The sequence below is a fragment of the Ruegeria sp. BC2 genome (genome assembly GCF_056539245.1).
Genome location: NZ_JBQFUQ010000001.1, coordinates 1,382,669 through 1,401,917, shown reverse-complemented (window position 1 = coordinate 1,401,917; position 19,249 = coordinate 1,382,669). Strand labels below are relative to the sequence as shown.

The window sequence follows — 19,249 nt, the reverse complement described above, 5'->3', positions numbered from 1 at the left end:
GGCGCTCGGGCGTAATTGTAGCAGTAGCCACAACAACGCCGGAGATGAAGATGATCGGTTCCCTTGTCAAAAATGCGGCCGGTTGTGCCGTCGCGTTCATGCTAGCAGTGCCCGCCATGGCCGACGTGCAGGTTGAGTTCGTCGAGGGAGCGCCAAAGGACCGCTTCGTTCTTCGCAACGCCAGCGATTGCAGCCTGTCTGCTGCAACGGTGCGTCTGGATTTGTCCTCGTCGCAGGGCGGTCTGATCTTTGATGTCACCGGCGCGGGGGCAGGGGTTGAAGTGTTTCAGCCCTTTGAAATGGTTTCGGGGTCCGAGTATCTGAACGGGTTGCCGCAGGTTCAGGACGGACAGTCGATGGTCGATCTGGACATCCGGGCCATGCCGCCCGGTGCGGAAATCGCCTTTACGATCGACGTGGATGACACGGGCGGCGGGCGCGAAATCACCGTGTCGGGGGCCGAGATTCAGGGTGCGACGGTCTCTCTGGAAGGCGCGAAGAACCCGCAGCGTGGTGTCTTTTCGTCGGCGGCCCGCGCGGCTATACCGGTCGGGACCTGCTGAGCGGCAGTGCACCTGCGGATGGAACCGGCATGACCAAGACCCTGACACGTATCGCATTTCTGGTTCTGGTACTGGGAGGCGGCATACTGATCGGTACCCTGACGGGGCCGGGTGAGTGGTACGCGAACCTGAACAAACCGGTCTTCAACCCGCCGGGCTGGGTGTTCGGCCCGGTCTGGACGGTTCTGTACGTGCTGATTGCGACGGCGGGATGGCGGCAGTTCGAACGCGACCGGGGATCGCCCGCAATGCGCCTGTGGTGGGCGCAGCTGGGCCTGAACTTCTTGTGGTCGCCCGCATTCTTCGTGCTGCACCAACCTTGGCTGGCATTGGTAGTGATCCTGGCGCTTCTGGTGGTGATTGTTCTGTTCATCACACGTGTCCGCCCGGTGGATCGCGTTTCGGCTTGGGCGTTCGTGCCCTATCTGGCATGGGTGGCGTTTGCGACCGTTCTGAACCTGTCGATCGCGGTCCTGAACTGACGCCAGCGGTGGTCAGAGCATCCACTCGACCGGCAGCCATCTGACGACAGCGGCAAGGCCGCGCTGGAACCGAGAGGTGTTGGGGTCGGTCTCAAAGGTCGTGGTCGTCCCGTCCTTGGTCTGCTGAACCCAGACCAGCCCACCGTCATCATCCATCTCAACGCGATAGGCGAAGTCGGGCTTGTCCAGTTGCCGGGCCAGATCTGTCGCGATCGTGGGGCTCTCGATCAGCAGCCCCATCTCGGTGTTCAGCCGCGCCGAACGCGGGTCCAGATTGTATGAGCCGATGAAGATCCGTTTGCCATCCGAGCCAAACACCTTTGCATGCAGGCCCGAGGCAGAGCCTGCAAGAATCTCGGGCAGGCTGCGTTCCTTGTGCTCGTCGCGCAACGCGCGCAGCTCCAGCAACTGAACCCCGTTTGCCAGCAGGTCGTCGCGATAGGCCATGTAGGCGGCATGAACCGGCATCACATCGGTCGCATCCAGTGAGTTGGTCAGGACCCGGACTTTGACCCCGGATGACGCCAACCGCTCGAGCAACTCGGCCCCGCGGGGACCGGGAATGAAATAGGCCGAGACCAGATCGAGCGAAGTCTCGGAGCTTTCGGCAAAGGTGATGAGACGCTCGACCATGAGGTTCTCGTCTTCGACCTCTCCAAGTCCCTTTGCCGGGTCATCGACAAAAAGTTCGACCGCGCTCCATTCGAACGGCAGATCGCGGGCGGCGATGCGGTCGGCCAGTTCATTGTCGCGGATCGCCTTTTGGTATCCGGCCCCGACCGCGGTCTGACGCGCGGCCTCGGCAAGTGCTTTCAGGCTTGGGTCGGTCGCAGCGGGCAGGAACAACGCGGCATCATAGGCCGAGCCGCTGTTCCAATAGGCATCGAATGATTCGGCCACCTCGTCCACGATCGGACCGATCGCGATGGTATCGACATCCAGATAATGCGTCCCGGCCCCGTAGTCGAAATAGATGTCGCCGATGTTTCGGCCCCCGACAATCGTGGCCACACCGTCCACCGTCATGGACTTGTTATGCATGCGGCGGTTCAACCGGCCGAAATCGAACACATAGGACAGCAGTTTGGGATTGCGCAGCGTGAACGGGTTGAAGATGCGGACATGTGCCGTTGGCATGGCATCCAGTTCAGCCAGAAGCGGGTCCAGCCCCGAGATGCCGTTGTCATCGACCAGAAGGCGCACGCGTACGCCCCGTTCTGCCGCCGCACGCAATTCGTCCAGCAGCATCAGGCCGGTCACGTCATCCTGCCAGATATAGTATTGAGCATCTATGGACGAGACCGCCTCACGCGCGAGAATGGCACGGGCGGCAAATGCGGTATGCCCCTGACCGAGCGGGCGGACGCCGTCCAGTCCGGGGTTGCGCTGCATCGCCGGCTCGATGGCTTGGCCCAGCGGTCCAGTCCAATCCGTCGGCTGGCGGTATGTCTGCTCCGAGAAATTGGTCTCGGGCAGAGGAAAGGCCAACCGCAGCCCAAGCACGCCCAGGCCGAGGATCACAGCCACGGTCACCAAAGTCTTGATCAGCCGCATCGCGCCCTCGTCTTTGCCCAATCATACACACGCGAACCTTGCCGCATCGGGCAGGGCAAGTTCAAGCATGGTTCGGCAGGGGCTTGAGGTTTAGTTCCTGGGAATGTCGAACTCCGGCGGCGCCAATTCGAACCCGTCGAACTGGAACCCGGGCGAGACGACGCAGCTGACCAGCGTGTAGTCCCCGGTGCTGCGGGCAGCCTGCCAATGCCCGGCGGGTACGATGACCTGCGGCGCGCCCGCGCTCAGGTCAGGGGACAGCATGTGATCGCTTGCAGGTCCGGTATCGGTTTCGCTGATCGACAGGATGAGCGGCGCGCCAGCGTGAAACAGCCAGATCTCGGTCGCATCAACCCGGTGCCAGTGGCTGACCTCGCCCCGTTTCAGCAGGAAATAGATGTAAGTCGCGGTGGGGCGGCCTGTGTTGTCTGCGCGCCAGGTCTCGGCATACCAGCCGCCTTCGGGGTGGGGCTGCAGTTGCAGGTGGTCGATGATCTGGTCGGCGGTCATGGCGGGCCTTTCACGGCGATGGGATTTGGTGCTGGCAATACTGCGCACAGATCATATGTTTGCGCCATGACCCTGACGATCCCCTTCGACAATTCCTATGCCCGGCTGCCCGGCGCCTTTTATGCGCGCCAGTCGCCCGAACCTGTGCGCGCGCCGCGGCTAGTGGCTTTCAATGACGATCTGGCGCAGGTGCTGGGCATTTCGCCCGGTGACGCGCAGGACATGGCCCAAGTGTTTGCGGGCAATGCCCTGCCGGACGGGGCCGAGCCGCTGGCGCAGCTGTATTCCGGCCACCAGTTCGGTAACTACAACCCGCAGCTGGGCGACGGGCGCGCGGTGCTGTTGGGCGAGGTGGTGGGCACGGACGGGATCCGCCGCGACATTCAGCTCAAGGGCTCGGGGCGCACGCCGTTTTCGCGACAGGGGGACGGGCGGGCCTGGCTGGGGCCGGTTCTGCGCGAATATGTCTTGTCCGAGGCGATGCACGCGCTGGGTATTCCCACCACGCGGGCGCTGGCGGCGGTGGAAACCGGCGAGGTCGTGCTGCGCGAAGGCCCGATGCCCGGCGCGGTACTGACCCGCGTTGCGCAAAGCCATCTGCGGGTGGGCACGTTCCAGGTGTTCGCCGCACGCGGCCAGATCGCCGACCTGCAGCGGCTGACCGACTATGCCATCGCGCGCCACTACCCGGACGCCGTCGGGCCGATGGGCCTGCTACGCGCCGTGCGTGACACGCAGGCCGCGCTGATCGCACAGTGGATGGCGGTGGGCTTCATCCACGGGGTGATGAACACCGACAACTGCGCCATCTCGGGCGAAACCATCGACTATGGCCCCTGCGCCTTCATGGACAGCTATCATCCGAACACCGTCTACAGTTCGATCGACCGGATGGGGCGCTATGCCTATTCCAACCAGCCCGAGATCGCGGTGTGGAACCTGGCGCAGCTGGCGACGGCGCTGATCCAGCAGATCGAGGACAAGCAGGCCGCCGTGGAAGAGGCGACCGAGATCGTGCACGCCATGCCCGAATTGATGCAGCAGCACTGGCTGCGGCGGTTCCGGGCCAAGATCGGCCTGACCACCGAGGAGGATGGCGACCTTGCACTGATCTCGGACCTGCTGACGCGGATGGCGCAGAATCAGGCCGATTTCACCAATACCTTCCGCGCGCTGGGCAGCGATGCGGCGCGGGACCAGTTCACCGATCCGGCGGCCTTTGACGGCTGGGCCGAGGGGTGGCGCGCGCGACTGACGCGCGAGGCGGACCCGGCCGCGGTGATGCTCGCGGCCAACCCGGCCTTTATCCCGCGCAACCACCGGGTCGAGCAGATGATCCAGGCTGCCGTTCAGGGCGACTATGCCCCGTTCCACCGGCTGAACGCGGTGCTGGCCCGGCCCTATGACGACCAGCCCGACGCCGCCGATCTGAGGCGCCCGCCCACGCAGGACGAGGTGGTGCATGCCACCTTTTGCGGCACCTGAGCGGGTTTCGGCATCTGTGCTGAACTATCGGCTTGCGTCCGGGCGCGATCCTGCGAATCCTGACGGGGTACAACCGTAGAAAACAGATGACCACTTTGCCCAAGCTGCGCCTTGCCAGCTACAACATCCAGAAATGCGTCGGACTGGATCTGCGACGCCAGCCGCAGCGCATCCTGCAGGTGCTGGACCGGCTGGGCGCCGATATCGTGGTGCTGCAAGAGGCCGACAAACGCCTGCCGCCGCGCCCGGCGGCGCTTCCGCATTTCATGCTGGACGAGGCCGGGTGGAAGATCGTCGATCTGGGCGGTGCAGGCAGTCTGGGCTGGCATGGCAACGCGGTGATCTGGAGGGGCGACCACATTCAGGTGCGCCGCGCCGCGCATCACGATCTGCCGGGGCTGGAGCCGCGCGGAGCGGTCCGGGTCGAATTCGACACCCATATCGGGCCTTTGCGGGTTATGGGAATGCATCTGGGGCTGTTCTCGGCGTGGCGCCGTCAGCAGATCATCCATCTGCGGCAGGACGGCCGCGCGCTGGACCGGATGCCAACCGTCTGGGCAGGGGATTTCAACGAATGGTCGCGCCAGCCGATCCTTGACCGTCTGGCTCCCGACATGCGGTTCCTGCCGCCTGTACCCAGCTTTCCCGCCGCGCAGCCTCTGGGCGCGCTGGACCGGATCGCGCTGGGCGGCGGGCTCGAGGCGCTGGCTCACGGCGTGCATGGGGAACGGCCTGCGCATATCGCCTCGGACCACCTGCCGGTCTGGGCAGATTTGCGGCTGGCGGGCTAAGGCGCAGCGGGCGCAAATCACAGTGGCGAAATCTGCGCGGACGTACTAAGACAGAAACCCGAACGGATTCTGGGGGATGACATGGCGGACACGATCATCGCGCGTTGCGAAGCCAAAGGCCTGCGCATGACCGGCCAGCGTCGGACCATCGCGCAGGTACTGCAGGACAGTGATGATCATCCCGATGTCGAGGAATTGTACGCCCGCGCCTCGGCGCTGGATGCGGGCATTTCGATCGCAACCGTCTATCGCACCGTCAAACTTTTCGAAGAGGCCGGCATTCTCGAACGGCTGGAATTCGGCGACGGGCGTGCGCGCTATGAGGACGCCGAGCGCGACCACCACGATCACCTGATCGACATGAACTCGGGCGAGGTGATTGAATTCGTGGACCCCGAGATCGAAGCCCTGCAGGAAAAGATCGCCTCGAAGCTGGGCTATCGCCTGAAAGGTCATCGGCTGGAGTTGTACGGAGTTCCGCTGGACAAGGACTGATCCGGCCGGGACACATCACCAAAAGCGATTGGTCATCTAAAATCTATTCATGATTCCAAGCCCTCTTCGCGCTTGCCACGGCGGCGCGATCCGGGTCTTCTGAGTTGCGACGCGGCAATTAGGCCCTCCGAAATCAATAGGCAACGACATGAACAACGCGAACGGCATCCTGCTGGTCATCGGCGCTATGGCCGCCTTCACGCTTGAGGACATGTTCATCAAGCATTTGTCGGTCACCGTGCCGACCGGTCAGGTCATGATCGTGCTGGGGCTGTTCTGCGCACTTGTGTTTGCCGCCATGGCCATCGTGACACGCAAACCGATCTTTGACTCGGCCGCCTGGCAACCGCTGTTCGTGATCCGCGCGTGCACCGAGGCGGTCGGGGCGCTGAGTTTTGTCACGGCCTTGTCCCTGGTCGACCTGTCAACCGTTGCGGCCGTGTTCCAGGCGATGCCGCTGGTGGTCACGATGGGGGCCGCACTCTTCCTGCGCGAGCAGGTCGGCTGGCGCCGTTGGAGCGCAATCGGTGTCGGGTTCATCGGCGTTCTGATGATCATCCGCCCCGGTCTGGACGGGTTTCGGCCCGAGGCTCTGTTCGTGGTGGCCAGCGTCATTGCGATCGCCGCGCGGGACCTGATCACCCGCCGGCTGGACGCGCGCGTGGCTTCGGCCGTGGTGGCGCTGCAGGCCTACGCGGCGGTCGCAATTGCCGGCGGCGTGCTGATGCTGACCTCGGCGCAGCCTCTGGCGCCGCTGCAGATGGGGCAGATCGGACCCTATCTCGGTGCCGTTGGATTCGGTGTTCTAGGCTATCTGGGGATCGTGACCGCAATGCGCGTGGGCGAGGCCTCGGCCCTGACGCCGTTCCGCTATACGCGTCTGCTGTTCTCGATCCTGGCCGGGATGTGGATGTTCGGCGAACGGCCGGACCTGATGACCATGTTCGGTGCGTCGCTGATCATCGGGTCGGGCATGTACACGTTCATCCGCGAACGGCGCATTGCGCGGGCCATGGCTCCGGCGGTCTGCTGACCTGTTGGCGCAAACACGCCGCTGTTGGCGCTAAAGGCCGGAAAATATGCGTGTTAGCGATAACGGACCCGGTTTACTTTTCCCCGCGTGCTGGTATGAGGCATGCAACCGAACGCATTTTCAGGGACCGGTATCATGAGCACCATCATCGACATCCACGCACGCGAAATCCTGGACAGCCGGGGCAACCCCACCGTCGAGGTGGACGTGGTTCTGGAAGACGGCACCATGGGCCGGGCCGCCGTGCCTTCGGGCGCATCGACCGGCGCCTATGAGGCGGTGGAAAAGCGCGATGGCGACAAGTCCCGTTACATGGGCAAGGGCGTGCTCGAAGCCGTGGCCGCCGTGAACGGCGAAATCGCCGAAGAGCTGGTGGGCTTTGACGCGACCGAGCAGGTGGCGATCGACGCCGCCATGATCGAGCTGGACGGCACCCCGAACAAGGGCCGCCTGGGCGCCAACGCCATTCTGGGCGTGTCGCTGGCCGTGGCCAAGGCGGCGGCGGATTTCACCACCCAGCCGCTCTATCGCTACGTGGGGGGCACCTCGGCGCGGGTTCTGCCGGTGCCGATGATGAACATCATCAATGGCGGCGAACATGCCGACAACCCGATCGACATCCAGGAATTCATGATCATGCCCGTGGCCGCCAGCAACATCCGCGAAGCGGTGCGCATGGGTTCGGAAGTGTTCCACACTCTGAAAAAGGAACTATCGGCCGCCGGGCTGGCCACCGGTGTCGGCGACGAGGGCGGGTTTGCCCCCAACATCGCCTCGACCCGCGAGGCACTGGATTTCATCCTCAAGTCGATCGAGAAGGCGGGCTACAAGCCGGGTGACGAGATCTACCTGGCGCTCGATTGCGCCGCCACCGAGTATTACAAGGACGGCAAATACGTCCTGTCGGGCGAGGGCAAGACCCTCAGCAGCGACGAGAACGTGGCCTATCTGGCAGCCCTGGTGAACGACTATCCGATCATCTCGATCGAGGATGGCATGTCCGAGGATGACTGGGACGGCTGGAAGGCGCTGACCGACGAGCTGGACGGCAAGGTGCAGCTGGTAGGTGACGACCTGTTCGTGACCAACCCCGCGCGTCTGGCCGAAGGGATCGAGAAGGGCTGCGCCAACTCGATGCTGGTCAAGGTGAACCAGATCGGTTCGCTGACCGAGACCCTGCGCGCCGTGGATATGGCGCACCGCGCCCGCTATACCAACGTGATGTCGCACCGCTCGGGCGAGACCGAGGACGCCACCATCGCCGATCTGGCCGTGGCCACCAACTGCGGTCAGATCAAAACCGGCTCGCTGGCGCGGTCGGACCGGCTGGCCAAGTACAACCAGCTGATCCGCATCGAGGAAACGCTGGGCGAGGTCGCCGAATACGCGGGGCGTTCGATCCTTCGCAAGTAAGGCACAAGCTGCTAGGCTGACCCCCGACATTGGCCGGGGGTCCGTCATGCTAACTATCGTTGAACCTAAAACGCCGGACCAGTTCGATGCTGTCCGGCGTTTGTGTTGGGATTATCACGCCTATCTGCTGACGCTGGATGAACGGTCGCGGCAGGTCGTGAACACGTTCTATCCACCCGAGAAATATGCGGCTGTTCTGTCCGCCATCGAGGTCGAGCATATGCCACCCAAGGGCGGAACTCGGCTGGCGATGCTGGACGGGCGGGCGGTGGGCTGCGGGATGTTCCAGACGATCGGTCCGGGTATTGCCGAGATCAAGCGCGTGTTCGTGACCGATGACGCTCGGGGCACTGGTGCGGGGTGTGCGATCATGCAGGCGCTGATCGCTCAGTGCCGCAAGGACGGGTTTGAGATGATCCGGATGGACACCGGAAAACCGCTGGAAGCAGCGACTCGGCTGTATCTGTCGCTAGGGTTCAAGCTGCGCGATGCCTATTCGGATATACCCGAGATCGCCCAGGGCCAGCTGTTGTTCTTCGAAATGTCGCTGACGGGCGACTCCGCCGAACCCGATGGAATTGCAGGGTAATCTCCCTTTACCCCGAGTTTTTTGGGGCAGGCAGGGAAAAAATGCAAACATAAATGTGATTATGTGTGAACTTGTTCCTACAAGTGCGAGGTTGTCGGGCGTAGCTTGACGGTACAGCAGAAAAGGAGAACGTGATGTCCGCTTCAAGAATCCTTCTCGTTATTTCCGTGCTTTCCGTCGGGGTTCTGGCGGCCTGCGCAGGGCCTGACACCTACCCGATCACCGGCGAGCCGGTGTCGCAGAACGATCCGGTGCAAGAGATGTACTACAATCCCGGGCTGATCTTCCGCGGTGAGTCACGCTAGAGCTTTTTGCTCATCAACATGTAACGGTCGCGCGGTTTGAAACCGGTCTTAAGGTAGAGTTTCTGCGCGGCCTCGTTGGTTCGATCCACTTCCAGATGCAGGGCCGTCAGGCCGGCACCCGCCAGCGCTTTGGGCAAGTCCAATAGAACCTCGGTGGCGATTCCGCGGCCGCGAATGGCGGGCCGGATGTAGATTTCATCGACGAACCCGTCCATCCCCCCGAACTCGACCGACCAACCGAAGGTCAGGATGATGTAGCCCAACGGTGCGCGCGACGGGCCGATCAGATAAATACAGCCATGCGGGATGCCTTCCAGCAGCGGCGTCAGCGCATCGCGCCTTTGGTCGGGGTCCTGTTCGATCCCGGCCTCAGCGTGAAAGGCGGCGACCAGGCCCATCAGGCGATCAAGGTCCTCGGGACGGGCAAGGCGCAGAGCGGCACTCATAGCCGCGCCAGCCGTTCGGTCAGCAAGGCAAAGAACCCGTCGGCGTCCACGTCGCCGATGAACAGCGCGTTGGGCTTGCGGTCGGTGACGCCCCACCAGTCGGCGACGGTCATGCCAAGTGTGAGGTCCGACTGGGTTTCGATCTCGACGTTGACGTGTCGGCCCGAGAACAATTCGGGGCGGATCAGATAGGCGGTCACGCAGGGATCGTGCAGGGGCGCGCCCTCGCTTCCGTATTTTTCCTTGTCAAAACGTTCGAAGAAATCGGTCATCTCGGCCACTGCGATTCCAACCTTGGTGCCAAGGGCGCGGAAGGCGTCGTTGCGCGGTTTGGTAACCAGCGCCTTGTGCGTCACGTCCAGCGGCATCACCACGATCGGAACGCCGGATTTGAACACGATATCAGCGGCCTCGGGGTCGACATGAATGTTGAATTCGGCGGTGGGTGTGATGTTTCCGACTTCGAAGTAAGCGCCACCCATCAGCACGATTTCCTGTACGCGCCCGATGATGTCGGGGGCCTTCTGGAAGGCTGTGGCGATGTTTGTCAGCGGCCCCAGCGGGCAGAGGGTGACGGTGCCGGAATCCTGCGCGCGCAGTGTGTCGATGATGAAATCGACGCCATGCCCCTCGGCCAACGGCATCTGCGGATCAGGCAGGACGGGGCCGTCCAGCCCGGTCTTGCCATGCACGTGCTCGGCGGTGATCAGCGGGCGATTCAGCGGGCGGTCGCACCCGGCAAAGACCGGAATGTCCGTGCGCCCGGCCAGTTCGCAGACGATGCGCGCATTCTTTGCAGTCAGCTCCAGCGGCACGTTTCCGGCGACGGCGGTGATGCCCAGAACCTCGATCTCGTCGGGGCTGGCCAGGGCCAGAAGGATGGCGACGGCATCGTCCTGTCCGGGGTCGGTGTCGATGATGATCTTGCGCGCGGTCATGGGGCCTCCGGGGTCTTGAAGGGCGGACACTGGCAAGCGCGGCCCGGCTTGTCCAGCGGTTTCAGGCGTCGCTTGCGGCCTTGAGCGGCGGGAGTTTGCCATTTGCCCGGTGTTCTTCGGTTTTCACCGCGTCCCACAGGGCGTCCATCTCTTCCAGCGTGCTGTCTGACGGCGTCTTGCCACGTGCGGCCAGCAGGGCTTCGACCTGTTCGAACCGGCGGGTGAACTTGGCGTTGGTGCGGCGCAGCGCGGCCTCGGGCTCGATGCCCAGATGGCGGCCGAGATTGACGATCACGAACAGCAGGTCGCCGAATTCGTCCTCGAGCGCGTCGGCGTCCATCTGGTTGCGCGCCTCTGTCAGTTCGGCGGCTTCTTCGGTGATCTTGTCCAGCACATGGCTGACATCGGGCCAGTCAAACCCCACCCGTGCGGCGCGTTTCTGCAGCTTGTAGGCGCGCAGCAAGGCGGGCAGGTTGGCGGCGACACCGTCCAGCGCGCCTTTCTGTTCCTTTCCGGCGCGCTCGGCGGCCTTGATCGCCTCCCAGTCGCGGGTCTGTTGTTCGGCAGACTTGTCGCGGGATTCGTCGCCGAAGACATGCGGGTGGCGGGCCACCATCTTGTCGGACATGGTGCGCACCACGTCCTGAAAAGTGAAATGCCCGGCCTCTTCGGCCATCTGCGCATGAAAGACCGACTGGAACAGCAGGTCGCCCAGCTCGCCCTTGAGCTCGTCCCAGGCCTGGCGTTCGATGGCGTCGGCGACCTCATAGGCCTCTTCGATCGTGTAGGGGGCGATGGTGGCGAAATCCTGTTCGATGTCCCACGGGCAGCCGGTTTCCGGGTCGCGCAGGCGGCGCATGATCTCCAGCAGCCGCTCGATTCCGGCGTCGGTATCGTGGATCAGTGGATTTTCAGCCATTGCGAAGCCCCTTGTTCCGGTGTCAGATGCATCCATCCCGCAGCTTGGATCAGGAGTCCACCCCCGATGCCCGTCGTCAACCGCATTGCCGATTACGCCGCCGACATGGCCGAATGGCGCCAGCACCTGCACACGATCCCGGAACTGGAGTTCGACTGCCACCAGACCGCCGCCTTCGTGGCCGAGCGGCTGCGCGAATTCGGCGTGGACGAATTGCACGAAGGGATCGCGCAAACAGGGATCGTGGCGATCATCACCGGGCAGGGCGATGGCCCCACGATCGGGCTGCGCGCCGACATGGATGCGCTGCCGATCGCTGAGGAAACGGGTGTGGACTATGCCTCGAAGACACCGGGCATGATGCATGCCTGCGGGCATGACGGGCACACGACCATGCTGCTGGGCGCGGCGCGGTATCTGGCCGAGACGCGGAATTTCCGGGGCCGGGTGGCGTTGCTGTTCCAACCCGCCGAGGAAGAGGGCGGCGGCGCCGATATCATGGTCAAAGAGGGTGTGATGGACCGGTTCGACATCGCTCAGGTCTATGCGCTGCACAACGCGCCGGGCTTTGCCGAGGGCGCATTCTATACCACGCCCGGGCCGATCATGGCGGCGGTCGACACGTTCGACATCCACATTCAAGGCGTCGGTGGCCACGGTGCCATGCCACACGAGACGCGCGACCCGGTCATGGCCGCCTGCGGAATCGCGCAGGCGATCCAGACCATCGTCAGCCGCAACCACTATGCGCTGGACGATCTGGTGATCTCGGTCACTCAGATCCACACCGGGACCGTGAACAACGTGATCCCCGACACCGCCTATTTGAACGGCACCGTCCGCACCTTCGATCCGGCGGTGCAGAAGATGGTGATGACCCGGCTTGAGGAAATCGTGCAGGGGCAGGCGGCATCCTACGGGGTCACGGCGACTCTGGATTATGTCGTCGGCTATCCGGCCACGGTCAACGATGCGGACAAGACCGGCTTCGCCGCCGAGGTGGCGCGCGAGGTCTCGGGCGCCGATCGGGTGATCGCCGAAGCCGGGCGCGAGATGGGGGCCGAAGATTTCTCGTACATGCTGCAGGAACGTCCGGGCGCCTATCTGTTCCTGGGGCAGGGCGACGGGCCGGGGCTGCATCACCCCAAGTACAATTTCAACGACGAGATCGCAGCGGTGGGTGCCTCGTTCTTTGCGCGCATCGTCGAAAAGGCGCAGCCGTTGACCTGACGGTCCGGTCAATATCAGGGAGGAAACGGGCCAAAATGGCATTGGAAGACGCAAAAAATCAGGTCGATGAGGCCTTTACCAACCCCGACCTGAAGGGGTTGAGCTATGAAAACACCTTTGGCGGAGCCACGTCCTTTCTGCGGCGGCTGTACACCAAGGACCTGACCGGTGCCGATATCGCGGTGACCGGCGTGCCGTTCGATCAGGCGGTGACCAACCGCCCCGGCACCCGTCTTGGCCCGCGTGCGATCCGCGAGGCCAGCGCCCTGCAATCGCCCGATGCGCCTTATGGCTGGCCCTTCGATGCGCTCAGCGAGCTGGCGATCATCGACTATGGCGACATGGCCTATGACTATGCCAACATCCCGGCCTTTCCCGACACGCTGACCAATCACATCCGTACCATTCTGGCGGCGGATGTGGCCTCGGTCACGCTGGGGGGCGACCACTATATCAGCTTTCCGATCCTCAAGGCCTATGCCGAGAAATACGGTCCGATGTCGCTGTTGCAGTTCGATGCCCATACCGACACCTGGGCTGATGACGACATGAGCCGGGTGGACCACGGCACCATGTTCTACAAGGCGGTGAAGTCGGGGATCGTGGACCCGAAACGCTCCGTCCAGGTCGGGATCCGCACCACCAACGAAGACACGCTGGGTGTAAACATCATCGACGCGCGCGAGGTCTATGAATCCGGCCCCGCCGCCGTGGCGCAGAAGATCAAAGGCATTTTGGGCGACAGTCCTGTCTATCTGAGCTTTGATATCGACGGGCTGGACCCGGCCTTTGCCCCCGGCACCGGCACGCCGGTCTGGGGTGGGCTCAGCTCGATCCAGGCGCAGATCATCCTGCGCGACATCGCCGGGATCAACATCAAGGGCGGCGACGTGGTCGAGGTGTCTCCGCCGTATGATACGTCCGGTGCAACGGCGATCGCGGGGGCGCATGTGGCGACCCAGATCATCTGCCTGCTGGGATGGACCAAGCTGGCGAAAGACGGGCGGCTTTAACCATTGGTTAGCCATGGTTTTGCTATGGCCGGTATCAGGTGAACCAACGAGACAGGGGGCGCGCACGTCATGAGCCAATACAACCAACCCATCAGCGGCAACGATTTGGCGCGGTTTTCGGGGCCGAATACCTTCATGCGGTTGCCCGCGGCCGATACGCTGGCAGGGCTGGACGTGGCGGTGCTGGGCGTGCCGATGGACATCGGAACCTCATGGCGGTCGGGTACCCGGTTCGGCCCCAAGCAGATCCGCTCCGAAAGCGCGATGATCCGGCCCTACAACATGGCCACCTTCGCCGCGCCTTTCGACAGCCTCCAGATCGCCGATATCGGAGATCTGGCGATCAACACCTTCTCGCTGGCCGACAGCCTTCGGATCATCAAGGAAAGCTATGACGCGATCCTGGCGCAGGGCGTGATCCCAGTGGCGATGGGGGGCGATCATTCGATCACCCTGCCGATTCTGCGGGCGGTTGCGGCGAAACACGGGCCCGTTGCCTTGGTGCATGTGGACGCCCATGCCGACGTCAATGATGAGATGTTCGGTGAGCGCGAGACCCACGGAACCGTCTTCCGCCGCGCGTATGAAGAGGGGCTGATCGTGCCCGACAAGACCTTTCAGGTCGGTATCCGCGGGTCGGGCTATGCGGCCAGCGATTTCACCGAGGCCAAGGGCTGGGGGTTCCGGCAGTTTCCTGCGTGGGAGTTGTGGCAACAAAACCTGACCCAGATCGGGGCGTTGATCCGCAAGGAAATCGGCGAGCATCCGGTTTATGTCACCTACGATATTGACAGCCTGGACCCGGCCTATGCCCCCGGCACCGGCACGCCCGAGATCGGCGGACTGACCACGCCGCAGGCGCTGCAGCTGATCCACGCGCTGGGGGGCATGAACGTGGTGGGCTGCGACCTGGTCGAGGTCTCACCGCCCTATGACCCGTCGGGCAACACCGCGCTGACGGCGGCCAACCTGCTGTTCGAGCTGCTGTGCATCCTGCCCGGTGTGACGTCACGGTAAGCGGGGCCGGCAGGTCTTGCCAGGTACCGGTGGGCGGCTAGGGTTCTGCCGGAAGGTCTGATTGGAATGAAACGCATGGTTCTTTGGTTGATCGTCGCCGCTGTTGTCGGGCTTGGCCTCTATGTGCGGCTGGCACCGGCCGATCCCGCGCGCTGGCATGTGCCGGTCGTGGCCGAGGCAGATCGTGACCTGCCCGGAGGCGTGATCCGCGTGGTGCAGACCGGGCCGGACGGCCTCGCGCGGCTGGACCAAGTGGCGCGGGCGACGCCGCGTACGACGGTGCTTGCCGGATCGGTGCATGAGGGCCTGATCACCTATGTCTCCCGCAGTCGGGTGTTCGGCTTTCCCGACTACACCACCGCCCGGCAGGACGGCGACACGCTGCGCATCTATGGACGGTTACGATTTGGCCGACGGGATTTCGACGTCAACCGCACCCGGGTCGACGGTTGGCTGGCGGCTTTGCAGTCCTGAAGACAGGCACCCCTCTGACACCTCGCGCCACATCGGCACGTTCAGCGACATCTGGCACTGGGCCATGAACATGCGGCCATCGACCTGCAGGCAGACCATCTCGCCCAGTTCGACGCGGCTGCCGGACGTGTCGGTGCAATAGCAATCCTGCACCTTGCCACCGGGGCCGATGACATCGGCCAGACCGGGCGTTGCGCAGACAATCAGCAGGGCAATGATCCGTTTCATGCGCATAGCTTAGCACAAGCCGGGGCCTTGACCAAAGCCGTCGGATGATAGACACCGCCCCAATGATCCCCGAAGAACGTCTTGAACAGATCACCCAGCGATTCCAGTACCTCGAGGCGGCCATGTCCGATGGCGCCTCGGGTGGGGATATCGCGGCTTTGGCCAAGGAATACTCCGACCTCAAGCCGGTGGTCGAACAGATCGCAGCCTGGCGCCAGCTGCGGGCCGATCTGGCCGAGGCCGAGGCGATGCTGGACGACCCCGACATGAAAGAGCTGGCCGAGGAGGAGATCCCGCAGCTCAAGGCGCGCATCCCCGAGGTGGAGCACGCGCTGCAACTGGCGCTGCTGCCCAAGGACGCGGCCGATGCGCGGCCGGCAATACTGGAGATCCGCCCCGGCACCGGCGGCGACGAGGCGGCGCTGTTCGCGGGCGACCTGCTGCGGATGTATCAGCGCTATGCCGAGGCGCGCGGCTGGCAGTTCGAGATCATCGAAGAACAGCAGACCGAACTGGGCGGCATCAAGGAAGTGGTGGCCCATATCAAGGGCGACAACGTCTTTGCGCGGCTGAAATACGAATCCGGCGTGCACCGCGTACAGCGTGTACCCGAAACCGAGAGCGGCGGGCGCATCCACACCTCGGCGGCGACTGTGGCGGTTCTGCCCGAGGCCGAGGACGTGGATATCCAGATCGACCCGAATGACATTCGCATCGACACGATGCGCAGCTCGGGCGCGGGTGGGCAGCATGTGAACACCACCGACTCGGCGGTGCGGATCACCCACCTGCCGACCGGGATCGTGGTGACGAGTTCCGAAAAATCGCAGCACCGCAACCGCGAGATCGCGATGCAGGTGCTCAAGACGCGTCTCTATGACCTCGAACGTCAACGGATCGACAGTGAACGCTCGGCCGACCGGGCCAGCCAGGTTGGGTCGGGCGACCGCTCCGAGCGCATCCGTACCTACAATTTCCCGCAGGGCCGGATGACTGATCACCGAATCAACCTGACGCTCTACAAGCTCGACCAGATCATGCAGGGCGATGTGGACGAGGTGATCGACGCGCTGACCGCCGATGATCAGGCGCGCCTGTTGGCGGAGATGGCGCAATGATCGCGGCGCTGACAGCGGCACAGGCCATGGTGGCCGCCACCGCGCGCCTGCGGGCCGCAGGTGTGGACGACCCGGCGCGGGACGCCCGGGTTCTGCTGGCCCATGCCGCCCGGATCGAGGCCAGCCGCGTGACCCTGATTGCGCCCGAAGAGCTCTCGCCCGAGATCGCCGAACGGTATGAGCAACTGGTGTCGCTGCGCGCGATCCGGGTGCCGGTTTCCCATCTTCTGGGCGAGCGCGAATTCTACGGCCGACGCTTCCGCGTCAGCCGCGACGTGCTGGACCCGCGCCCCGAAACTGAAGCGCTGATCGAAGCGGCCCTCAGCCAGCCGTTCGACCGCGTGCTGGACCTGGGCGTCGGTTCGGGCTGCATCCTGATCACCCTGCTGGCAGAACGCACCAGCGCAACCGGGCTGGGCGTCGATCTGAGCGAGGCCGCCTGTCTGCAGGCAAGTGCGAATGCAGTGGCCCATGGGGTGCAGGACCGGGCGGAAATCCAGCGCTCGGACTGGTTCGAAAACATTGGCGGCCATTTCGACCTGATCGTTTCCAATCCGCCCTATATCGCCCTGGATGAGATGGACGGCCTGTCGCCCGAAGTGCGCGAGCACGAGCCGCGCCTGGCCTTGACGGATGAAGCGGACGGGCTGGACGCCTATCGCCGGATTGCGGCCGGCGCCCCTGATCACCTTGTGCCCGGCGGACGGCTTCTGGTGGAAATCGGCCCGACACAGGCGCAGGCGGTCGGCGCGTTGTTCGACGCGGCGGGGCTGGCGGATATCCGTGTGGTTCCTGATCTGGACGGGCGGGACCGGGTGGTGGGCGCCAGAATGCCGGGCTAGCCGCGGATTCTGAGGCCGATTTACGCCGGTCGGGGTAAAAAACCCGGCATTTGGTGTATTAACCCCTTGTCTGCGCCGTCAGGACATGCTTACTCAGAGTAGTCAGCGCGGTTGACGCCCCTTCGGCGCACCCCTGACGCCAAGCCCAAAAAAGTCGACATCCCGTGACGGCACAGGCCACAGAGCAGCGCAGAATACGGGTGGATCGACAGTGCAAGACAAGGCTGACGTACAGTAAGATGAGATCCTCCAAATCCCGCTCGCGGGCAAAGAACAACCGCAATCGTCCCTCTGGTGGAAACGTCGTTAACCGGGTTTTCGACAGCTCGGGGCCCGAGGGCAAGGTGCGCGGCACGCCGCAGCAGATCATTGACAAGTACAACCAGCTGGCGCGCGATGCACAGCTGGCCAATGACCGCGTCGCTGCCGAAAACTTTCAGCAACATGCCGAGCATTACCTGCGCCTGCTGAGCGAGGCGCAACGCGAAATGGAAGCGCGTCGGGAAGAGCAGGAACGCCAGAACCGCGAGCGTCAGGCCGAGCGCGATCGGGAGCGGGCGGAACGGCAGGAACGTGAAGCCGCACGCCAGGCGGACCCGGCCGAGGCTCCGCAGCCGGACATCGTTGATCTGAACGCCGATTCGGATACTCCTGAATCCGGGCTCGTCGAGACGCCCGAAAGCGCGGGCGCCAAGGCCGAAGCGGCCGAGCGCAAGGACAAACCTGCCCGGAGACCGCGCGCACGCAAGCCTAAGGCCGTAGAAGAGCAGGCCCCCCAAGGCGGCGGTGATGCACCAGAGGCTGCCGAATAAGCCATAGCGGTTGCGCACAGAGTTCAAAGGCCCCGGTCAGAGATGTCCGGGGCCGTTTTCGTTCGGGATCAGGTTTTTTTTATCTCACGCGCCAGCGCGCAGAACGCTTCGAGTGATATCTGCTCGGCACGGTCGGTGGGCTTGATGCCGGCGGCCTTCAGGCGGTCCTCGATATCGGGGGCCATCCCCTTGAGCGACGCGCGCAGCATCTTGCGGCGTTGATTGAACGCAGCGGCCACGACACGTGACAGAATACCGGCATCGGCCGGAAAGCGGGGTTCGGGCAGGGCGGTCAGGTGGACCACGGCGCTGCTGACCTTGGGCGGCGGCGTGAACGCACCGGGGGGCAGGGACATGGCGATGCGCGCCTCGGCCCGCCACTGGGCCAGGATCGCCAGCCGCCCATAAGCCTTGGTGCCGGGCTGCGCCACGATGCGCTCGGCCACCTCGCGCTGGAACATCAGGGTCAGGCTCTGCCAGAAGGGTGGCCATTCCGGCGGGGTCAGCCAGCGCACCAGCAGTTCCGTGCCCACATTGTAGGGCAGATTGGCCGCCACGCGGATGGGCGGGTTCAGATGTTCAAGCGGATCGATTTCAAGAGCGTCGCCATTGATGACCTCGAGCCGCCCGGGATAGGCAGCGGCGATTTCCTGAAGCGCGGCGATGCAGCGGATATCTTTTTCCACCGCCACCACCTTGCGCGCACCTTCGGCCAGCAAACCGCGGGTCAGGCCTCCGGGGCCGGGGCCGATCTCCAGCACGTCGCATTGGCTCAGGTCGCCGGCCTGCCGGGCGATCTTGGCCGTCAGGTTGAGATCGAGCAGGAAGTTCTGACCCAGCGACTTGCGCGCCGAGAGCTGGTGCTTGGCGATGACCTCGCGCAGCGGGGGGAGGGTGTCGATTGCGCTCATGATCCGGTTACCGTGGCGCGAGGGGCAGGCGGTGCGCCAGAGAATTTTTGCCTCCGGCGGGGATATTTGGCGCCAGATGAA

The 19,249-nt window shown here is 64.0% G+C and carries 23 protein-coding genes; 16 read left to right on the top strand and 7 right to left on the bottom strand.

Annotation, left to right across the window (positions count from 1 at the left end):
- The first annotated feature begins 50 nt into the window (after window positions 1–50).
- Window positions 51–563: an aggregation factor core gene (locus tag ACR0CU_RS06890; RefSeq protein WP_170446407.1), complete on the top strand. Its 513-nt coding sequence runs from the start codon at window positions 51–53 to the stop codon at window positions 561–563.
- 29 nt (window positions 564–592) lie between these two features.
- Window positions 593–1,045, top strand: a complete 453-nt coding sequence (locus ACR0CU_RS06885; protein WP_170446405.1) for a TspO/MBR family protein — start codon at window positions 593–595, stop codon at window positions 1,043–1,045.
- Window positions 1,046–1,057: 12 nt separating this feature from the next.
- Here the strand turns inward: ACR0CU_RS06885 and ACR0CU_RS06880 are convergent, their stop codons facing one another.
- A complete protein-coding gene (locus ACR0CU_RS06880; protein WP_170446403.1) occupies window positions 1,058–2,599 on the bottom strand; it encodes a phospholipase D family protein in 1,542 nt (513 codons plus the stop codon).
- Between the two features lie 90 nt (window positions 2,600–2,689).
- The gene (locus ACR0CU_RS06875; protein WP_170446401.1) at window positions 2,690–3,109 is read right to left on the bottom strand and encodes a cupin domain-containing protein; all 420 of its coding nucleotides are present in this window, start codon (window positions 3,107–3,109) and stop codon (window positions 2,690–2,692) included.
- 66 nt (window positions 3,110–3,175) lie between these two features.
- Here ACR0CU_RS06875 and ACR0CU_RS06870 point away from each other — a divergent pair, with 66 nt between their 5' ends.
- From ACR0CU_RS06870 to ACR0CU_RS06840, 7 genes are all read left to right on the top strand, one after another.
- Window positions 3,176–4,594 carry a protein adenylyltransferase SelO gene (locus ACR0CU_RS06870; RefSeq protein WP_170446399.1) on the top strand — a complete coding sequence of 473 codons (1,419 nt, stop codon included), beginning with the start codon at window positions 3,176–3,178 and terminating at the stop codon, window positions 4,592–4,594.
- An 86-nt stretch (window positions 4,595–4,680) separates the two neighbouring features.
- Window positions 4,681–5,385 (top strand): endonuclease/exonuclease/phosphatase family protein, encoded by a 705-nt coding sequence (locus ACR0CU_RS06865; protein ID WP_170363302.1) that lies wholly within the window; start codon window positions 4,681–4,683, stop codon window positions 5,383–5,385.
- An 81-nt stretch (window positions 5,386–5,466) separates the two neighbouring features.
- Window positions 5,467–5,880: a Fur family transcriptional regulator gene (locus ACR0CU_RS06860; RefSeq protein WP_093962302.1), complete on the top strand. Its 414-nt coding sequence runs from the start codon at window positions 5,467–5,469 to the stop codon at window positions 5,878–5,880.
- A 148-nt stretch (window positions 5,881–6,028) separates the two neighbouring features.
- Window positions 6,029–6,913 carry a DMT family transporter gene (locus tag ACR0CU_RS06855; protein WP_480642701.1) on the top strand — a complete coding sequence of 295 codons (885 nt, stop codon included), beginning with the start codon at window positions 6,029–6,031 and terminating at the stop codon, window positions 6,911–6,913.
- Between the two features lie 135 nt (window positions 6,914–7,048).
- Complete coding sequence (eno, locus tag ACR0CU_RS06850; protein ID WP_170366178.1) at window positions 7,049–8,326, top strand: phosphopyruvate hydratase; 1,278 nt, start codon at window positions 7,049–7,051, stop codon at window positions 8,324–8,326.
- Window positions 8,327–8,372: 46 nt separating this feature from the next.
- Window positions 8,373–8,915 carry a GNAT family N-acetyltransferase gene (locus ACR0CU_RS06845; protein ID WP_480642699.1) on the top strand — a complete coding sequence of 181 codons (543 nt, stop codon included), beginning with the start codon at window positions 8,373–8,375 and terminating at the stop codon, window positions 8,913–8,915.
- A 134-nt stretch (window positions 8,916–9,049) separates the two neighbouring features.
- Complete coding sequence (locus ACR0CU_RS06840) at window positions 9,050–9,220, top strand: hypothetical protein (RefSeq protein WP_170338259.1); 171 nt, start codon at window positions 9,050–9,052, stop codon at window positions 9,218–9,220.
- Here ACR0CU_RS06840 and ACR0CU_RS06835 read toward each other — a convergent pair.
- From ACR0CU_RS06835 to mazG, 3 genes are all read right to left on the bottom strand, one after another.
- Window positions 9,217–9,666 (bottom strand): GNAT family N-acetyltransferase, encoded by a 450-nt coding sequence (locus tag ACR0CU_RS06835; RefSeq protein ID WP_170446395.1) that lies wholly within the window; start codon window positions 9,664–9,666, stop codon window positions 9,217–9,219. The two genes, ACR0CU_RS06840 and ACR0CU_RS06835, sit on opposite strands and share 4 nt — an antisense overlap.
- Window positions 9,663–10,604 (bottom strand): nucleoside hydrolase, encoded by a 942-nt coding sequence (locus ACR0CU_RS06830; protein ID WP_170446393.1) that lies wholly within the window; start codon window positions 10,602–10,604, stop codon window positions 9,663–9,665. Before ACR0CU_RS06830 ends, ACR0CU_RS06835 begins: the two co-directional genes overlap by 4 nt.
- Before the next feature lie 61 nt (window positions 10,605–10,665).
- The gene (gene mazG, locus ACR0CU_RS06825; protein WP_170446391.1) at window positions 10,666–11,523 is read right to left on the bottom strand and encodes a nucleoside triphosphate pyrophosphohydrolase; all 858 of its coding nucleotides are present in this window, start codon (window positions 11,521–11,523) and stop codon (window positions 10,666–10,668) included.
- Window positions 11,524–11,589: 66 nt separating this feature from the next.
- Between mazG and ACR0CU_RS06820 the strand changes: the two genes are divergently transcribed.
- The 4 genes from ACR0CU_RS06820 (at window position 11,590) to ACR0CU_RS06805 (ending at window position 15,257) form a co-directional block, all read left to right on the top strand.
- The gene (locus ACR0CU_RS06820) at window positions 11,590–12,753 is read left to right on the top strand and encodes a M20 aminoacylase family protein (protein WP_170446389.1); all 1,164 of its coding nucleotides are present in this window, start codon (window positions 11,590–11,592) and stop codon (window positions 12,751–12,753) included.
- Between the two features lie 35 nt (window positions 12,754–12,788).
- Window positions 12,789–13,766, top strand: coding sequence for an agmatinase (gene speB / locus ACR0CU_RS06815; protein ID WP_170366168.1), 978 nt, complete (start codon window positions 12,789–12,791; stop codon window positions 13,764–13,766).
- Window positions 13,767–13,835: 69 nt separating this feature from the next.
- Window positions 13,836–14,783: an agmatinase gene (gene speB, locus ACR0CU_RS06810; RefSeq protein WP_170446387.1), complete on the top strand. Its 948-nt coding sequence runs from the start codon at window positions 13,836–13,838 to the stop codon at window positions 14,781–14,783.
- Window positions 14,784–14,849: 66 nt separating this feature from the next.
- Window positions 14,850–15,257 (top strand): DUF1499 domain-containing protein, encoded by a 408-nt coding sequence (locus ACR0CU_RS06805; protein ID WP_170446385.1) that lies wholly within the window; start codon window positions 14,850–14,852, stop codon window positions 15,255–15,257.
- On the opposite strand, the gene ACR0CU_RS06800 is transcribed toward ACR0CU_RS06805, so the two are convergent.
- A complete protein-coding gene (locus tag ACR0CU_RS06800) occupies window positions 15,183–15,485 on the bottom strand; it encodes a hypothetical protein (protein WP_170338777.1) in 303 nt (100 codons plus the stop codon). The two genes, ACR0CU_RS06805 and ACR0CU_RS06800, sit on opposite strands and share 75 nt — an antisense overlap.
- Before the next feature lie 62 nt (window positions 15,486–15,547).
- Between ACR0CU_RS06800 and prfA the strand changes: the two genes are divergently transcribed.
- From prfA to ACR0CU_RS06785, 3 genes are all read left to right on the top strand, one after another.
- Window positions 15,548–16,603 carry a peptide chain release factor 1 gene (gene prfA, locus ACR0CU_RS06795; protein ID WP_170446381.1) on the top strand — a complete coding sequence of 352 codons (1,056 nt, stop codon included), beginning with the start codon at window positions 15,548–15,550 and terminating at the stop codon, window positions 16,601–16,603.
- Complete coding sequence (gene prmC, locus ACR0CU_RS06790; protein ID WP_170437758.1) at window positions 16,600–17,445, top strand: peptide chain release factor N(5)-glutamine methyltransferase; 846 nt, start codon at window positions 16,600–16,602, stop codon at window positions 17,443–17,445. The genes prfA and prmC overlap by 4 nt, the downstream gene beginning before the upstream one ends.
- A 239-nt stretch (window positions 17,446–17,684) precedes the next feature.
- Complete coding sequence (locus ACR0CU_RS06785) at window positions 17,685–18,257, top strand: DUF4167 domain-containing protein (RefSeq protein ID WP_170338278.1); 573 nt, start codon at window positions 17,685–17,687, stop codon at window positions 18,255–18,257.
- A 68-nt stretch (window positions 18,258–18,325) separates the two neighbouring features.
- On the opposite strand, the gene rsmA is transcribed toward ACR0CU_RS06785, so the two are convergent.
- Window positions 18,326–19,168 (bottom strand): 16S rRNA (adenine(1518)-N(6)/adenine(1519)-N(6))-dimethyltransferase RsmA, encoded by an 843-nt coding sequence (rsmA, locus tag ACR0CU_RS06780; RefSeq protein ID WP_170446379.1) that lies wholly within the window; start codon window positions 19,166–19,168, stop codon window positions 18,326–18,328.
- Window positions 19,169–19,249: the final 81 nt, after the last annotated feature.